This window comes from Pseudomonas alkylphenolica, from assembly GCF_000746525.1.
In the GTDB taxonomy this organism is placed as follows: domain Bacteria; phylum Pseudomonadota; class Gammaproteobacteria; order Pseudomonadales; family Pseudomonadaceae; genus Aquipseudomonas; species Aquipseudomonas alkylphenolica.
Genome location: NZ_CP009048.1, coordinates 2,275,632 through 2,290,739 on the forward strand (window position 1 = coordinate 2,275,632; position 15,108 = coordinate 2,290,739).

The 15,108-nt window shown below is 62.7% G+C and carries 15 protein-coding genes; 7 read left to right on the forward strand and 8 right to left on the reverse strand.

Going from position 1 to position 15,108, the window contains the following annotated elements:
* Positions 1-94 precede the first annotated feature (94 nt).
* Together ppnN and PSAKL28_RS10600 are read right to left on the reverse strand one after the other, a co-directional pair.
* Entirely contained in the window at positions 95-1,468 is a 1,374-nt protein-coding gene (ppnN, locus tag PSAKL28_RS10595; RefSeq protein ID WP_038609875.1) for a nucleotide 5'-monophosphate nucleosidase PpnN, read from the reverse strand.
* Positions 1,469-1,553: 85 nt separating this feature from the next.
* On the reverse strand, positions 1,554-2,675 hold the full coding sequence (locus tag PSAKL28_RS10600; RefSeq protein ID WP_038609878.1) for a DmpA family aminopeptidase: 1,122 nt from the start codon (positions 2,673-2,675) through the stop codon (positions 1,554-1,556).
* A gap of 178 nt (positions 2,676-2,853) precedes the next feature.
* Here PSAKL28_RS10600 and PSAKL28_RS10605 point away from each other — a divergent pair, with 178 nt between their 5' ends.
* The gene (locus tag PSAKL28_RS10605) at positions 2,854-3,648 is read left to right on the forward strand and encodes a helix-turn-helix transcriptional regulator (RefSeq protein ID WP_051939275.1); all 795 of its coding nucleotides are present in this window, start codon (positions 2,854-2,856) and stop codon (positions 3,646-3,648) included.
* A gap of 3 nt (positions 3,649-3,651) precedes the next feature.
* Positions 3,652-4,275 (forward strand): glutathione S-transferase family protein, encoded by a 624-nt coding sequence (locus tag PSAKL28_RS10610; RefSeq protein ID WP_038616482.1) that lies wholly within the window; start codon positions 3,652-3,654, stop codon positions 4,273-4,275.
* 5 nt (positions 4,276-4,280) lie between these two features.
* On the opposite strand, the gene ampC is transcribed toward PSAKL28_RS10610, so the two are convergent.
* Positions 4,281-5,447: a class C beta-lactamase gene (ampC, locus tag PSAKL28_RS10615; protein WP_096335699.1), complete on the reverse strand. Its 1,167-nt coding sequence runs from the start codon at positions 5,445-5,447 to the stop codon at positions 4,281-4,283.
* Between the two features lie 133 nt (positions 5,448-5,580).
* Between ampC and PSAKL28_RS10620 the strand changes: the two genes are divergently transcribed.
* The gene (locus tag PSAKL28_RS10620) at positions 5,581-6,504 is read left to right on the forward strand and encodes a LysR family transcriptional regulator (protein ID WP_051939277.1); all 924 of its coding nucleotides are present in this window, start codon (positions 5,581-5,583) and stop codon (positions 6,502-6,504) included.
* A 25-nt stretch (positions 6,505-6,529) separates the two neighbouring features.
* Here PSAKL28_RS10620 and PSAKL28_RS10625 read toward each other — a convergent pair whose 3' ends face one another.
* From PSAKL28_RS10625 to PSAKL28_RS10635, 3 genes are all read right to left on the reverse strand, one after another.
* Complete coding sequence (locus PSAKL28_RS10625) at positions 6,530-9,142, reverse strand: DUF4132 domain-containing protein (RefSeq protein WP_038609884.1); 2,613 nt, start codon at positions 9,140-9,142, stop codon at positions 6,530-6,532.
* Between the two features lie 3 nt (positions 9,143-9,145).
* Complete coding sequence (locus tag PSAKL28_RS10630; protein WP_038609886.1) at positions 9,146-9,523, reverse strand: hypothetical protein; 378 nt, start codon at positions 9,521-9,523, stop codon at positions 9,146-9,148.
* 81 nt (positions 9,524-9,604) lie between these two features.
* Positions 9,605-10,417 (reverse strand): AraC family transcriptional regulator, encoded by an 813-nt coding sequence (locus tag PSAKL28_RS10635; RefSeq protein ID WP_038609889.1) that lies wholly within the window; start codon positions 10,415-10,417, stop codon positions 9,605-9,607.
* A gap of 79 nt (positions 10,418-10,496) precedes the next feature.
* Here PSAKL28_RS10635 and PSAKL28_RS10640 point away from each other — a divergent pair, with 79 nt between their 5' ends.
* Positions 10,497-11,459 carry a bile acid:sodium symporter family protein gene (locus PSAKL28_RS10640; protein ID WP_038609892.1) on the forward strand — a complete coding sequence of 321 codons (963 nt, stop codon included), beginning with the start codon at positions 10,497-10,499 and terminating at the stop codon, positions 11,457-11,459.
* A gap of 73 nt (positions 11,460-11,532) precedes the next feature.
* Here the strand turns inward: PSAKL28_RS10640 and PSAKL28_RS10645 are convergent, their stop codons facing one another.
* Positions 11,533-12,264 carry a DUF899 domain-containing protein gene (locus PSAKL28_RS10645; protein WP_038609896.1) on the reverse strand — a complete coding sequence of 244 codons (732 nt, stop codon included), beginning with the start codon at positions 12,262-12,264 and terminating at the stop codon, positions 11,533-11,535.
* 242 nt (positions 12,265-12,506) lie between these two features.
* Here PSAKL28_RS10645 and PSAKL28_RS10650 point away from each other — a divergent pair, with 242 nt between their 5' ends.
* Together PSAKL28_RS10650 and PSAKL28_RS10655 are read left to right on the forward strand one after the other, a co-directional pair.
* Entirely contained in the window at positions 12,507-13,157 is a 651-nt protein-coding gene (locus tag PSAKL28_RS10650) for a c-type cytochrome (protein WP_038609899.1), read from the forward strand.
* Entirely contained in the window at positions 13,154-14,065 is a 912-nt protein-coding gene (locus PSAKL28_RS10655) for a c-type cytochrome (protein ID WP_038609902.1), read from the forward strand. The genes PSAKL28_RS10650 and PSAKL28_RS10655 overlap by 4 nt, the downstream gene beginning before the upstream one ends.
* A 54-nt stretch (positions 14,066-14,119) precedes the next feature.
* Here the strand turns inward: PSAKL28_RS10655 and PSAKL28_RS10660 are convergent, their stop codons facing one another.
* Positions 14,120-14,551, reverse strand: coding sequence for a hypothetical protein (locus tag PSAKL28_RS10660; RefSeq protein ID WP_038609905.1), 432 nt, complete (start codon positions 14,549-14,551; stop codon positions 14,120-14,122).
* A 155-nt stretch (positions 14,552-14,706) separates the two neighbouring features.
* Between PSAKL28_RS10660 and PSAKL28_RS10665 the strand changes: the two genes are divergently transcribed.
* Positions 14,707-14,994: a hypothetical protein gene (locus PSAKL28_RS10665; protein ID WP_038609908.1), complete on the forward strand. Its 288-nt coding sequence runs from the start codon at positions 14,707-14,709 to the stop codon at positions 14,992-14,994.
* Positions 14,995-15,108 lie beyond the last annotated feature (114 nt).

Genomic DNA, 15,108 nt, shown 5'->3' on the forward strand with positions numbered 1-15,108 from the left:
ACGTTTCTGCAGGCAGGTTCACTGAAGGGGGTAGGAAAATGGTAGCAAATGTTGCGGGCACAGGCTGTGCCCGCAACTCAGGGAAGGGCAGGGATCAGGTCACGACGCGGTAGCAGGGCACGTACTCGGCACCGCCCGGCAGCTTCATCCGGTGCTGGTCGACGAAGGCTTGCAGCAGGTGGCCAAGGGGCTCCAGCACGGCGCTCTCACCCTTGATTTCGTAAGGGCCTTGCTCTTCGATCAGGCGGATACCCTTGTCCTTGACGTTCCCGGCAACAATCCCGGAGAACGCCCGGCGCAGGTTGGCGGCCAGTTCGTGAGGTGGCAGGTCGCGGCTGAGCTTGAGGCCGGCCATGTTCTCATGGGTCGGGTCGAAGGGGCGCTGGAAGCTTTCTTCGATCTTCAGCAGCCAGTTGAAATGGAACGCATCGTTGCGCTCGCGGCGGAACTGCTTGACCTCCTTGAGGCCCTCGACCATCTGTCGGGCCACTTCGGCCGGGTTGTCGATGATGATCTGGTAGTAGTTGCCGGCCTCGTCGCCGAGGGTGGCCTGGACGAAGGCGTGCAGCTGCTGCAGGTACGGCTCGGCGCTTTTCGGCCCGGTGAGGATGACCGGGAACGGCAGGTCGCGGTTGTCCGGGTGCATGAGGATGCCGAGCAGGTAGAGGAACTCTTCGGCAGTCCCGGCGCCACCGGGGAAGATGATGATGCCGTGGCCGACGCGCACGAAGGCTTCAAGACGCTTTTCGATGTCCGGCAGGATCACCAGCTCGTTGACGATCGGGTTGGGCGCTTCGGCGGCGATGATGCCCGGCTCGGTCAGGCCCAGGTAGCGGCTGCTGCTCATGCGCTGCTTGGCATGGGCAATGGTTGCGCCCTTCATCGGGCCTTTCATCACGCCGGGGCCGCAGCCGGTGCAGACATCCAGCTTGCGCAGGCCGAGCTCGTGGCCGACCTTCTTGGTGTACTGGTATTCCTCAGTGCTGATCGAGTGACCGCCCCAGCACACCACCATTTTCGGCTCCACGCCCGGACGCAGGGTGCGGGCGTTGCGCAGCAGGTGGAAGACGTAGTCGGTGATGCCCTGGGAGCTTTCCAGGTCGATGCGCTGGCTGGCCAGCTCGCTTTCGGTGTAGACGATGTCGCGCAGGGCGCTGAAGAGCATCTCGCGGGTGCTGGCGATCATCTCGCCATCGACAAAGGCATCGGCCGGGGCATTGAGCAGCTCCAGGCGCACGCCGCGATCCTGCTGGTGAATGCGCACCTCGAAGTCCTTGTAGGCTTCGAGGATGGTCTTGGCGTTATCGACGTGCGCGCCGGTGTTGAGGATTGCCAGCGCGCACTGGCGGAACAGGGTGTACAGGCTGCCGGAACCGGCTTCACTCAGTTGCTGTACTTCTCGTTGAGACAGTGTTTCCAGGCTGCCTTTTGGGCTGACAGATGCATTGATAACTTCACGTTGGGGCATTCTGGGTTTCCTGTGAGCGGGTAAACGTCCATCTTCTGAATACCACCATACCGACAAATTGTCGCAGCAACGAGTGTCTTGTCAGTCAGGAGCGCTCTGCGGCGCGCGGATCGGCTTTCCAGCCGACGGCGTGCAGGGCCTCAAGCAGTTGTTCGGGTTTCAGCGCCAGCGCTTGCTGGCCATTGGCTTGCAGGTCGGTAGCGGCCAGCATCGCGTTGAGAATGGCCTCTTCGACAGCGTCGGCAGCGGCGCTGAACAGGGCCGAGATATGGTCGTTGTTGACCATCTGCACCGTGGTGGTCGGTACGCCCGGACGGCCGACATTGGTCACCGGCAGATCGCTGTTGCCCACCGAGAAGGCCACGAAGATGTCGCCGCTGGTGTCCTCGGTACCGCCACCGACCCGCGCCAGGCCGACACTGGCACGCTGGGCCAGACGGGTGCACTGGTGGGGCAGCAGCGGGGCATCGGTAGCCAGGGTCACGACAATCGAGCCCATACCGGCCTCACCGATGTTTTCGCTGCCACGAAACGGCGAGGGCAGCTCGCCCAGCACCTGGCCGACCGGATAACCGCCGACCCGCAGGGCTTCACGTACACCATAGTTGGCCTGCACCAGGGCACCGACGGTCCAGCCACCGGCCTCAGCGCTCAGTACCCGCGACGAGGTGCCGATGCCGCCCTTGAACTCGTGGCAGATCATCCCGGTGCCGCCGCCCACGCAGCCTTCGGCCACCGCTCCGCTGCGGGCATCGGCCAGCGCGGCATGGACGTGTTCGGCAGTGACATGCTGGCCCCAGATGTCATTGAGCACGCCGTCGTAGGTTTCCAGCACCGTCGGCATGCACCAGTAGGTGCGTTGCTTGCCCAGTTCACGCTCGGCCGCCACCAGTGCATCGCGGACCACGCCGACACTGTGGGTGTTGGTGTAGGCGATCGGGGTGGTCAGCAGACCGGCCTCGCGAATCCACTCAAGGCCGCTGGCATCGCCGTTGCCGTTGAGCACATGCACGCCGGCGAAGCACGGTTGCAGGTGCGCCGGTTGTGGCCGCGGCTCGATCACGGTGACGCCGGTGTGTACCGATTGTTCGCCGTTTTCGCGGTGGATCGTGTGATGGCCGACGCGCACGCCAGGGACATCGGTGATGGCGTTGAAGACGCCGGGTTTGCCCATGCCGATACGAATGCCCAGGTCACGAATACGCATTGCTTCACTGCTCCATCGGGAAGATTCGAAGGCCGCTCGCTGCGCTGTTTGCCCCGCGATCATGGCGGGCATGACAAACGGGGCGGACAACCGCAATACTGCGTGCCGGTATGCAGAGTCTAGGAACTCGGACCGCCGTTGGCGATTACCCCCAATCGTTACCCCCCAGGAGTTATCGGTGCAGACGCTATTCGAAGCAGCAGCCCATCATCATGGGCTGGCCAAGGTGATCGGACAGTTGGGGCGGCCGGGGTTCTGGCAACAGACCCTGATGCTGCTGAACCAGATGTTGCCGTTCGACAACGGCCTGGTGATCTTCGCCGAGAACGACTGCGCGCCGGTGGTGCTGGCCGAGTTCGACCGCGGTTTCAGCGATGCACCGTCGCCTATGCCGCTGTACCTCAGTGGCCTGTACCTGCTCGACCCGTTCAACCAGGCCATGCAGGACGGCCTGGCTGACGGCGTCTACCGCATGGAAGAGGTGGCGCCGGACGAATTTCGCCAGAGCGACTATTTCCAGAACTATTTTCGCTCGGCCATCGGCGAGGACGAGCTACAGTTGATTCTTAACCTGGCGCCAGGGCAGCGGTTGGCGATTTCCCTTGGCGCCAGCCAGCGTTTTGAAACCGCACACCTGGGCCAGATGACCCTGTATGCGCCCTGGCTGCTGGCGCTGTTGCGCCAGCACTGGCAACTGCAGAACCCGACCCAGGAGCATGACCCTCAGGTGACCCCGGTGGAGCGCGCGCTGGAGCATTTCGGCAGCGATACCCTGTCGGCCCGCGAGCTGGAAATCGCCCGTCTGGTGCTGCGTGGCAACTCCAGCAAAGCGATTGCCAAGCGTCTGACCATTTCCCAGGAAACGGTGAAAGTGCACCGCCGCAATCTGTACGCCAAGCTGGGTGTTTCATCCCAATCGGAACTGTTCAGCCTGTTTCTGCAACGGCTGACGCAACCGCAACCACAGGAGTGAATGATGCTGCGAATACTCGGTAAGGCTTCATCGATCAACGTGCGCAAAGTGTTGTGGACCTGTGCCGAACTGGGGCTGGCATTCGAACGCGAAGACTGGGGCTCGGGCTTTCAGTCGACCCTCAGCGAGGACTTTCTGGCGCTCAACCCCAACGCCATGGTGCCGGTGATCGAAGACGGCGATTTCGTCTTGTGGGAGTCCAACAGCATCCTGCGCTACCTGGTCAACCAGTATGGCGGCGAGCAGCTGTATCCGACGGCGCCGCGATTGCGTGCGCGGGTCGACCAGTGGATGGACTGGCAGGCGACCGACCTCAACGGGGCCTGGAGCTATGCCTTCATGTCGCTGGTGCGCAAGTCACCTGCGCACCAGGATCCCGAGGCCTTGGCAGCGGCGTGTCGTAACTGGGCGCGCAACATGACCATCCTTGAGCAACAGTTGCAGCGTACCGGCGCCTACGTCAGTGGCGAGGCGTTTTCCCTGGCCGACATTCCCATCGGCCTGTCGGTCAACCGCTGGTTCCAGACCCCGCTGGAGCGTCCTGCGCTGCCAGCGGTGCAGGCCTATTACGATCGCTTGAACGAGCGCGAGGGCTATCGCCGGTATGGGCGTAACGGCACGCCTTGAGCTTGTCAGTGGTCCAGTGCGGTGAGAATCGCATGGGCCACTTTGACCCGCTCGGCATTCGGGTAGTTCTTGTTCGCCAGCAGCACGATACCGATGTGTTTCGACGGTACGAACAGCACGTACGCGCCAAAGCCGTTGGTTGAGCCGGTCTTGTTCAGCAGCATGTCGTCCTGCAGCGGCCGGGCCGGTTTCAGCCAGGTTACCCGCTGCGGCTCAAGGGTCATCGCAGTGGAGTTCCCCGCCAGCAACTGATCCAGGCTGACTGGGTAGCGGTACTGCTCCCAGCCCAGGCCCTGGGTCATTTCGCCTACGCGGTAATAGCCGGTCTGGGTTGTGGCGATGGCCCGTTGCAACGGCGCGCTGAGGCTTTGCGGCTGCAGGTTCGCCTCGACAAAACGCAGTAAATCGGCGGACGTGGTTTTCAGCCCGTAGGCTTCGGCATCCAGCGGTCCCGGGCCGACCCGCACGGCTTGATTGTCCTTGTCATAGCCCTGGGCGTAGTGGCCCATTTGTGTCGCAGGCACCTGAACATACGTGTGCAGCAGGCCCAGTTGCGGGAGCAGCTGCTTTTGCATCAGCTCAGCAAACGGGGTGTCCATGCTTTTCGCGGCCAGGTAACCGAACAGGCCCAGGCTCGGGTTGGAGTACAGCCGGTGCGTGCCGGGGGCATAGTCGGCTTTCCAGTGGCGGTAGTAGCCGAGCAGCGAGGCCTGGTCCTTGACCTGTTCGGGGAACTGCAACGGCAAGCCGCCAGCGCTGTAGGTGCCGAGGTTGAGCAGGGTGATGCCATCGAAGGCGCTGCCTTTCAGTTCAGGCCAGTGCTTGCTGGCCGGATCGCTGAGCGACAGCTTGCCGCTGGCCTCGGCGTAGGCTGCGAGGGTGGCGGTGAAGGTTTTGCTCACCGAGCCGATCTCGAACAGCGTCTCGGCACTGACGGGCTGGCCGCTGTGTTTTGACGCTTCCCCGTAGTTAAAGTAATGCTGCTTGCCGTTGACGCTGATGGCGACGGCCATGCCCGGGATGGCCTGTTGCTGCATCAGCGGCTGGATTGCAGTGCTTACCGTCGACTCCAGTTGTGCTTCGCAAAGGGGGCTTGCGATACTCTGGCCAGCAGCGATACAAAGTGTTACAGCTAACAGAATCCCTGGCTTGAGCCTGGTTTTGTAATGCATCATCGGACACGGTTCCATGTGGGTTGATAGAGGATGGCCCGGCTGCAGCAGGGACCGCCAATCTAGGCGCTTTGTGCTTGCACGACAAACAATGATATTTCGCAGCAGGTATTAGAAAAATTAAGGTGAGCAAGTGATTCGGCCGCATTTACCTCTCAATGCGTTACGTGCCTTTGAGGCCTCGGCGCGGCACTTGAGCTTTACCCGTGCAGCGATCGAGCTGTGTGTGACCCAGGCGGCCGTCAGCCATCAGGTCAAAAGCCTCGAAGCCCAGCTCAAGGTCACGCTGTTCAAGCGCCTGCCCCGTGGCCTGATGCTCACCAGCGAGGGGGAAACCCTGTTGCCGGTGTTATGCGAAAGTTTTGACCGCATCGCCCAGGTCCTGGACCGTTTCGAAGGGGGACACTACCGTGAGGTGCTGACGGTGGGGGCGGTGGGTACCTTCGCCGTTGGCTGGCTGTTGCCACGCCTGGCTGACTTTCAGGCGCGCTATCCCTACATCGACCTGCGCCTGTCCACCAACAATAATCGCGTGGATGTCGCCGCCGAAGGGCTCGACTACGCCATCCGTTTCGGCAGTGGGGCCTGGCACGGTATCGAGGCCATGCCGCTGTTCGATGCGCCGTTGTCGGTGCTGTGTACGCCGCAGATTGCGGCGCAGTTGCGCTCGCCGGCAGACCTGCTGCAGCAGACGTTGCTGCGCTCCTACCGGGCCGAGGAGTGGAATGAGTGGTTCCTGGCCGCAGGAATGCCCGGTACCAGCCGACCCACGCGCACGGTGGTCTTCGACTCTTCACTGGGCATGATGGAGGCGGCACAACAAGGTGTTGGCGTGGCCCTGGCACCGCCCTCGATGTTTGAACGGCTGTTGGCCAGTGGCGTAATCCAGCAGCCGTTTAACGTGAGCATCAACACCGGCAGCTACTGGTTGACGCGCTTGCAGTCGCGCGCCGAGAGCGTGGCGATGCTGGCGTTCAAAGCCTGGTTAGCCAGCACCGCGATGGCCGGGCAGCGTGCTCGGCAACAGGACCCTGGCAGCGCTGGCGCAGGTCAGTAGGCGAGCGCTGATGGGCATTCCCGGATCAGTCAAGCGCCAGCTGGCGGGTGATGGCCGGGTCACTGATCTTGTCATCATCGATCAGCAGCAGGGCCTTGGACAGGATAATCGACAGCATGGCATCGCCCTCGAAGGGCAAGTACTGTGGCGTGGACTGAGTACGCGCTTTGGCATCGGGGACGATGCACAAGTACTGATCATTTGGCAGCATCAGAATGTTGCTTGAGCCCAGGTGAATCTTGTAGCTGCGCAGTTTGCCGGTGACTTCGAGGAAACGCCCGTGCAGGGCCCATTTGCCCTTGAGGCGGGTTATGCGCGGCAGCAGTTTTTCCAGAAGCTGCTTGCGGGTCTGGGCGGTGGCACCCAGTTCACCGAATGAATGCTGCTGCCAGTAATCACGCAAGCGGACATCAGGCCCGCTGTCGACCCATTGCGGATCGTTGGCCAGCGAAGCGACACCGACAAACAGGTCGATGTCGCGCATGACCTCACTCAACACCAGTGGCGGCACCTGGTCCAGCGCCAGCGCGGTATCTTCGCCTTCGCGGGCGTAGAAGCGCACCTGGTCTGTGCCCAGGTGCAGGAAGGTGCCGGATTCATTGGTGTCGACGCCGAAGTTGTCGCCCATGCCATCGACCTGGAACTCGGCGCGCAGGCCATAGGCCGGCAGCTCGCGAATGGCCGGCGGGTAGCTGTCGTCGACCAGCAGGCGCAGGGTGTTGCGCCAGCCGCGGCCAGTGGCCAGGGCATGGAACTGGTGCTGACGCAGAATGTGCGCGGCGAAGCGGTTGGAGTAGGTCGCAGTGCGGCGCTCGGCCTCGGTCAGCAGGTAGACCTCCCGGTGCGCCTGCTTGAACGGTTGGGTGATCTGCAGGGCTTCGATGCGCTCGCGCCAGGCGAGGACCTCTTCCAGCGTTCGCTCGATGGGGTGCCAGAGACGCACTTCAGCCGCGCTGGAAAAACTGACGTTGCGGCTGTCCAGGGTCTGCAGGCAGCCATCGGCGAACAACACCGCAAGGCACTGGCCGTCTTCGCGGATCTCCCAGATCAGTCGCCGGGCCAGGGTGCCGACCAGCGGGTGATCGAGGTAGCGCTGCTGCCATTGTTCGAGCGGCCAGTGCTTTTCCAGCAGGAACAGGGTGTCCAGGCGCACCGCCTGGGTGGTGAGCATGAGCGCGATGTCTTTGGCCGCGGCTTGCAGTTCCTTGAGGGCTTCAGGGCATTCGGCCTTGACCTTGGCTGGCACCGATTTCTGTGGCGTACCGTCGGCGTGAAACCAGTTCAGGCTCACCGTCTTGCCGTCGACGCGCAGCTCGGCCAGGTAAGCACCGTCGGCCAGCTGTTCGCGGCGCAGGCCAACTTGCTCCAGACCGTAGCTGGGTACGCTGAGCTCTTCGATCTGGTCACGGGGCAGGGCGAGCGTTTCGGCGGCGCTGGTGAAGGCTTTTTCCAGCTCTTTCTGGGCGCTGTTGAGCCTGACCTGGGCCTTGAGCAAGGCCAGCTGGCCAACGGCCTCGGTCGTCGCAATCGACGCCAAGGCATACACCGCGGTGTTGCCGACCTTGGGCGCCCGGGCACCGATGCCGCGGACTTTGCGGTAGGCGCTCAAGGCCACCCGGGCGAGTGCCCGGGTCAGCTCGCTGTCGGCCAGCATCGGTGTCATCCACAGCAGACCACGCAGGATCGTGGCGTTGCTTTCGCTCATGCGCGCGCGATCATCGATCTCGTTCCAGCGGTCGCACAGCAGCGCCCCGGTGCGTCCGCTATCGATGTGGGCGAACCAGCGCAACAGGGCAGCGCGCAGCGGCGCTTCACCGACGTCCGTCACCAGCGCGCGGGCGTGTTTGAGCCACTTTGCCGAAGGCCGCGCTGTGGTGGCGGTGCTGGCCTGACGGAGCAACGCCAGCCAGGGCTCGCAGCGATCGGCAGGCAACGCTTGCAGTTCATTGACGGCCAGCTGCGTCCAGTGTTCGCAGGGCACCAGTAATTGCCAGACGCCGTTGCCCAGCAGTGGGTCGAGCTTTGCCTGTAGATGTTCGGCGATGTTGCCGTACCTGACCGCGTTGCCGTAATGGTCGCTATCGGTGCATTGGCTGCGCAGCAGCCTGAGCAGCTGGCGTAGCGCGTCGGGCATTGGCAGGTGCTGCCTGGCAACGGCCCAGTTGACTACCGTGAGCATCGGCACGACGTGGTCATAGGCAAAACGGTAGCCGGTAATCCATTGCAATACCGGCACGGCCACCTGTTCGAGCACCTCGTCGGTTTGCATCAACAGGCTGACCAGCGCCGGCATGATCCCCTTGTCGAAACTATGGGTGAACTCATAGTTGAGCGCTGCGCTGCTCAGGCCGCCATCGTAGGCCACGATCCGTTCGATCAGTGCCAGCACCAGACGCACGCGTTGTTGCGGCTGCGCCAGGGTCTGCACGGCGGGCAGTTCGCCTAGCGCCTGGTAGATCGCCTCGGGACGGCCGTCAATGGTTTGCAGCAGCGGCAGCAGGGTGCTGATCAACTGGTGTTCGTGGCGCAGCTCGCTGCTGGCCAGCAACGGATAGCCATCCGGCGCGAGGTGCTCGACGGTGCCGAGGTCGGTTTGCGGGAAATCGTGGACAAAAGCCTGGAGTTGTTCGAGAGCCATGGATCAGCCGCCTACCAAAGGAGTGAGTTTGATGAAGCTGGCCACGCTGTCATGGCGGATGGTCAGGATATCCTCGAGGTGCTCGGCCTGGTGTTCATCGAGGAGGATGACGAAGCCGTTGCGTTCGAAGGCCTGACAGGCGATGTCGACCTGTTTGCGCCAGTCCACCGGTGGCTGTTCAGTGGCCTGACGCGCACTGTTGAGGCTGGCCTCCAGTGCAGTGGGAACCACCAGACGCTGCCGGGTATGCAGCAAGACCTCCTGGTGGACCCGTTCGCGGATCAGCTGGCGCACGGTGATGGTGGCGTTGGGGAAGTGCAGGGTGAAAGCTTCAAAGACTTCCCCCGAGACGGTTTCGTCGCGCACGGTGAGCGTTGCCATGGAAACTCCTTTTTCTGGCATGAGGCTTGGCAGGCGGGCAAAAGGGTAGCAGGTTGGGCAAGCGGATCGAAGGTTCTGTGTTTACAACACGCTGCTCTGCCGTGTTCGGAAGAATGCCCCCGGCGGCGCGCCGAACTGTTTGCCGAACGCGGCGATGAACGCCGACAGCGAATCATAGCCGCAGGCCAGGGCGACATCGGTGACCCGCTCACCTCGCTCCAGTGCCGGCAGTGCGTTCAACAGGCGCATGCGCTGGCGCCAGAGCCTGAAGCTCAATCCGGTTTCGCGCTGGAACAGCCGGCTCAGGGTCTTTTCCGACACCGCCGCCTGTGCCGCCCATTCACCCAGGCTGGTTGCCGCGTCAGGTTGCGCCTGCAGGTGGCTGCACAATGCCCGCAGGCGCTGGTCCTGGGGCAGCGGCAGCATCAACTGCTGTTCGCCCGTCATTGTCAGCTGATCGAGCAGCACCTGTACCAGGCGCCCATCGGCACCCTGCGGATCGTAGTGCACCGGTAACTCGCTGAAGGTACGGATCAACTCGCGCAATAACGGGTTGATAGCGATCACCCGGCATTGGCTGGCCGACCACCCGGCGGGTGCATGCTCCAGGTAGAGGCTGCGCAGGCAGGTGTTGCCCTGGCAGCTGACCCGGTGCTGGACCTGCGCCGGGACCCACACGGCGCGTTGCGGTGGCACCAGGTAGAAACCCCGGTCGGTATGCACTTGCAGCACGCCGCCAATAGCGTAGGACAACTGCCCCCAGGGATGCGCATGGCGGTAGCCGAGGACGATGTTGGGCAACGCCTGGACGTGACCGTAGACCGGGCGTGGCAGCCGGGTCAGGTGTTCGAGGCGCTGCGGTTCGGGCAGGCTGGGTTGTCCGTTTGGCGACACTGCAGGGGTTCTGGCGTTAGTGAAGTAGGTGCAAAGACCTTATCGTCTGGCGCGCCACAATAACAAGTCAGGATCGACCATGAAGTACCTGCGGATGCTGTTCGACAATTTCACCCTGGCCCTGCTCGGGGTGATTCTGCTGGCCACCTTGCTGCCCTGCGAAGGCGATGGGGCGGTGCTGTTCGGTTGGCTGACCAACCTGGCCATCGGCCTGCTGTTCTTTCTGCACGGGGCCAAGCTGTCGCGTGAAGCGGTGGCGGCCGGTGCCGGGCACTGGCGCCTGCACCTGCTGGTGTTCGCCTGCACCTTCGTGATGTTTCCGCTGCTGGGCATGGCGCTCAAGCCGTTGCTGCTGCCGCTGGTGGGCGATGAACTGTACCTGGGCGTGCTCTATCTGTGTGCGTTGCCGGCGACGGTGCAATCGGCGATCGCATTCACCTCGCTGGCCCGCGGCAACGTCCCGGCGGCGATCTGCAGCGCAGCAGCGTCGAGTTTGCTGGGCATCGCCCTGACGCCGTTGCTGGTGGTGTTGCTGATGGGCGTGGAAGGCGACAGCGGTTCGGGCCTGGAGGCGGTGCTGAAAATTGTCCTGCAGTTGCTGGTGCCCTTTGTTGCCGGGCAACTGGCGCGGCGCTGGATCGGCCCGTGGGTGGCCCGCAATGCGCGCTGGCTGAAGAGCGTCGATCAGGGCTCGATCCTGCTGGTGGTCTACACCGCCTTCAGTGATGCGGTGGTCAGCGGCCTGTGGCATGCGGTGGCGCCGTTGCGCTTGGCCGGGCTGGTGTTGGTCTGTTGCCTGTTGCTGGCCGTGGTGCTGTGGTGCACCAGTGCATTGGGGCGGTGGCTGGGCTTTAACCTGGAAGACCGCATCACCATCCTGTTTGCCGGTTCGAAAAAGAGCATGGCCACCGGCGTGCCGATGGCCCAGGTGCTGTTCGTCGGTGGCGGCATCGGCGCGATGATTTTGCCGTTGATGATCTTTCATCAGATCCAGTTGATGGTGTGTGCGGTGCTGGCGCAGCGTTATGCAGCGCGTAATTGAGGGGACTATTCGCGGGGCAAGCCCGCTCCCACAGGTTTTTGATCACACGGTGGGAGCGGGCTTGCCCCGCGATTCAGCGCTCGTGGCAGCATGAAGACTGTTCGGCGTGCGCCTGCGCATAGCGGTCGTGATGGCGCACCCAATCCATGGTGCCTTCTTCATTGCGACCCTTGGGCATCAGGTCGAGGAAGTTGTACGCGCCGACGAGGATGTCCAGGCCTCGGGCATAGCTTGAGTAGGTGTGGAAGATTGTGCCGTCGGCATCGCGATAGAACACGCTCAAGCCGGGCAGTTCGGTTTCGCTACCCGAGTAGGGTTCGTAGTTGTACTGGCTGCTGCCGTCGTCGCTGACGCTGACGCCGAACTCCCGGTTGAAGGGGCTGCCGTGCGACGAAACCCAGGGAAACTTCCAGCCCATGCGTTGCTTGAACGCCTGGAACCGGGCGAAGGGCGCCCGCGACACCGCCACCAGCGAGACATCGTGGTGGGCCAGGTGCAAGTTGGCGCCATCGAAGTGGTCGGCCAGGAACGAGCAACCGCTGCAGCCTTCGTTCCAGCCCTCGTCGAACATGAAGTGATAGACCAGCAGCTGACTGCGGCCGGCGAACAGGTCAGCGAGGCTCAGGTGCCCATGCGGGCCTTCGAAGCTGTAGGGCTGCTCGATCCGTACCCAGGGCAGGGCGCGGCGGGCCCTGCTGAGTTCGTCACGCTGATGGGTCAGGGCCTTTTCATGCAGCAGCAACTGTCGGCGGGCACTGAGCCATTCGCTGCGGGAAACCACTTGCGGGTTGCGGTAGTTGTCCATGGTTACGCTCCTGCGGGGGAATGTATTCATGGTCGTCCGGGCGAGGGCGGATTCGACAGGCTTGGCGCAACCGGTGTGCCTGACTGATGAGCGGTAACCCTGGCGGTGCGCGCTAATCGATTCAGCTGGCGATTTGCCATTTTCTCAGCCGCTTCAGCGTTGTCGCTGACGGCAGATAGGCCTACTATCCATGTGCTTATGAAAAATAAGCCTAAGCTTATAATAAAAGAATGGAGTCCGTGATGATCCCACTGGATCGAATCCTGATGAGTAGCCTGCTGCTGTTTTCAGTCACCGCCGTCAACGCTGCAGACGGTCAGAAAATCTTCAGTCAGGGTGGGCAGAACCCTGCCGCAATGGCCTGTCTGGGCTGTCATGGTGCCGACGGCAAGGGCATGGCCGCGGCCGGTTTCCCGCGCCTTGCCGGGTTGCCGGCGGCTTACCTGAGCAAGCAACTGCATGATTTTCGCAGTGGCAGTCGCAAGAACCCGATCATGGAGCCACTGGCCAAAGCCCTCAGCGATGAGGAAATCCAGGCCGTGACCAGCACCCTGGCAGCCATGCCAAGCGAGCCGGTGGCAGACACCCGCAGGCAACAGATGGCCGCTGACAGCACACAGAAGCTGGCCCTGTACGGCGACTGGAGTCGTCAGATCCCGGGCTGTGTGCAATGCCATGGCCCTGGCGGTGTCGGGGTGGGCGAGCATTTTCCGCCGTTGGCCCATCAGCCCGCTGCCTACCTGGTGGCGCAACTCAATGCCTGGCGCGATGGCAGTCGCAGCAACGACCCTAACCAGCTGATGGTTGGCGTCGCCAAGGCCATGAACGATGAGGAAATCAAGGCGGTGGCCGATTACTTTGCCGGTGCCGCCAGCCAGGAGGTCAAGCCATGAAGCCCCTTATGTTCGCAGCCCTGGCCTTGGCCCTGGGGAACGCCCACGCCGCACCGATTGCCATGGAAGACCAGTCGCAGCTCAAGGTGCCAGCGGCAGGCAGCGCCTCCGGTTTTGTGCCACCGGCGGAAAGCGAATTGCCGGACAACGCCTTCGGCAAGATGGTTCGCGAAGGCCATGCGCTGTTCGTCGACACCAAGCGCCTGATGCCGGACAAGGTCGGTAATGGCCTCAATTGCAGTAACTGTCACCTGGATCAGGGGCGTTTGGGCAACTCGGCGCCGCTATGGGGCGCGTATCCCATGTACCCGGCGTATCGCAAGAAAAACGACAAGGTCAACACCTTTGCCGAGCGTATCCAGGGCTGCTTCCAGTTCAGCATGAACGGTACGCCGCCGGCCGCGGACAGCGCACAAATGACGGCGTTATCGGTGTATGCCTACTGGTTGGCGAGCAAGGCGCCGATTGGTGTGGAAACCCCGGGGCGTGGTTATCCCGAGGTGGCGCAGCCGGCGCAGGGGTACGACTTCAAGCGTGGCGAGCAGGTGTATCAGCAGCAGTGTGCGATCTGTCACGGCCCCGAAGGGCAGGGCCAGAAAGTCGCGCAGGACTACGTGATGCCGCCGCTCTGGGGCAAGGATTCGTACAACTGGGGCGCGGGCATGCACCGGATCAACACCGCGGCGTCTTTTATCAAATACAACATGCCGCTGGGCAAGCCTGGCAGTCTGAGCGATCAGCAGGCCTGGGATGTCGCCGCCTTCATCAACCGTCATGAACGGCCGCAGGACCCGCGGCTGGTGGAGGGTTCGATCGAGAAGACGCGGGTCAAATACCACGCCAATGATGGCGTCAACCTGTATGGGCAGAAGGTTGAGGGTGTGCTGATCGGTAAAGGCGTCTTGTAGAGGTTTGCGCGGTGGAGCGGTCCGCAACGTCGCGGACCTCCACCGCCATGACCATCAATCGCCCGCTTGCGCCTGCAATACCAGTTGCCCGTCAACGTCCCTGGCCAGGCCACTTGCTAGCAGCAACGGCACCAGGCGCTTGTGCAACTGCGGCTCGACGAAGGCGCGCAAGGTATCGAGGTCAAGATTGCCCAGCGCCGGCAGCTCGGCCTTGGTGTACGACAGCCAGGCTTTTTTCAGCACCATCAGCACGTCGCTGCCCGCGGTGGTGGCAAAGCGCCGATGCAGTTTTTGCCCGGCCAGCTCGAAGCTGTGGGCGTGCTCGTAGCCCGACTCATCGCCGGCAGCGGCCAGGCAGCGGCTGCAACGGCAGGGACCGTCGCCGAAGGCCTTTTCCAGGTAAGTGTTGAAATCCACCACGGGCTTGAGGCCCAGGCGCTTGTCGACTTCGAACAGGTCCGAGGTCAGGTGTTGTTCAGCGGTCAATGTATTTTCCCTGAATAGTCTTGGCGGGGGCGCACAATACCAGTGTTTGGCGTTGCCGGATGTCGAAGCGAACGGGATTTTTCCGTGACACTCCATTACCCTAGGCGCCCGAGTGCGTCAGCAGACGCCGATCTATCCGTCGTTGGAGTTCAAGCATGTACAACTACACAGCCACCGTGACCGTTAGCGACGATCTGCATGATGACGTCGAAGCGGTGGAGAACGTCGCGATCCGGGTCGGTCTTGAGGCGGTGACTGAAACCCTGAAAAAAGTGCATTTTGTCGGCACCCTGGCAGCACCCGACAAAGCCACGCACATCTGCGTGACCCTGGACAACGGCCTGAGCTACTACGGCCCGATCGTCAATGGCCACGCTGAACTGGAAGGTGGCTGGATCGCTTTCGAATGCGACATGCTCACCCCGCAGGAACTGGGCCTGTAAGCGGTGGGAGCGGCGGTGCGACGACTCGACTTGCCCCGCGATGTGATGTGACTGACTGATTGCAATCGCGGGGCAAGCCCGCTCCCACAGCAAGCCCGATTCCCACCTTTGCAT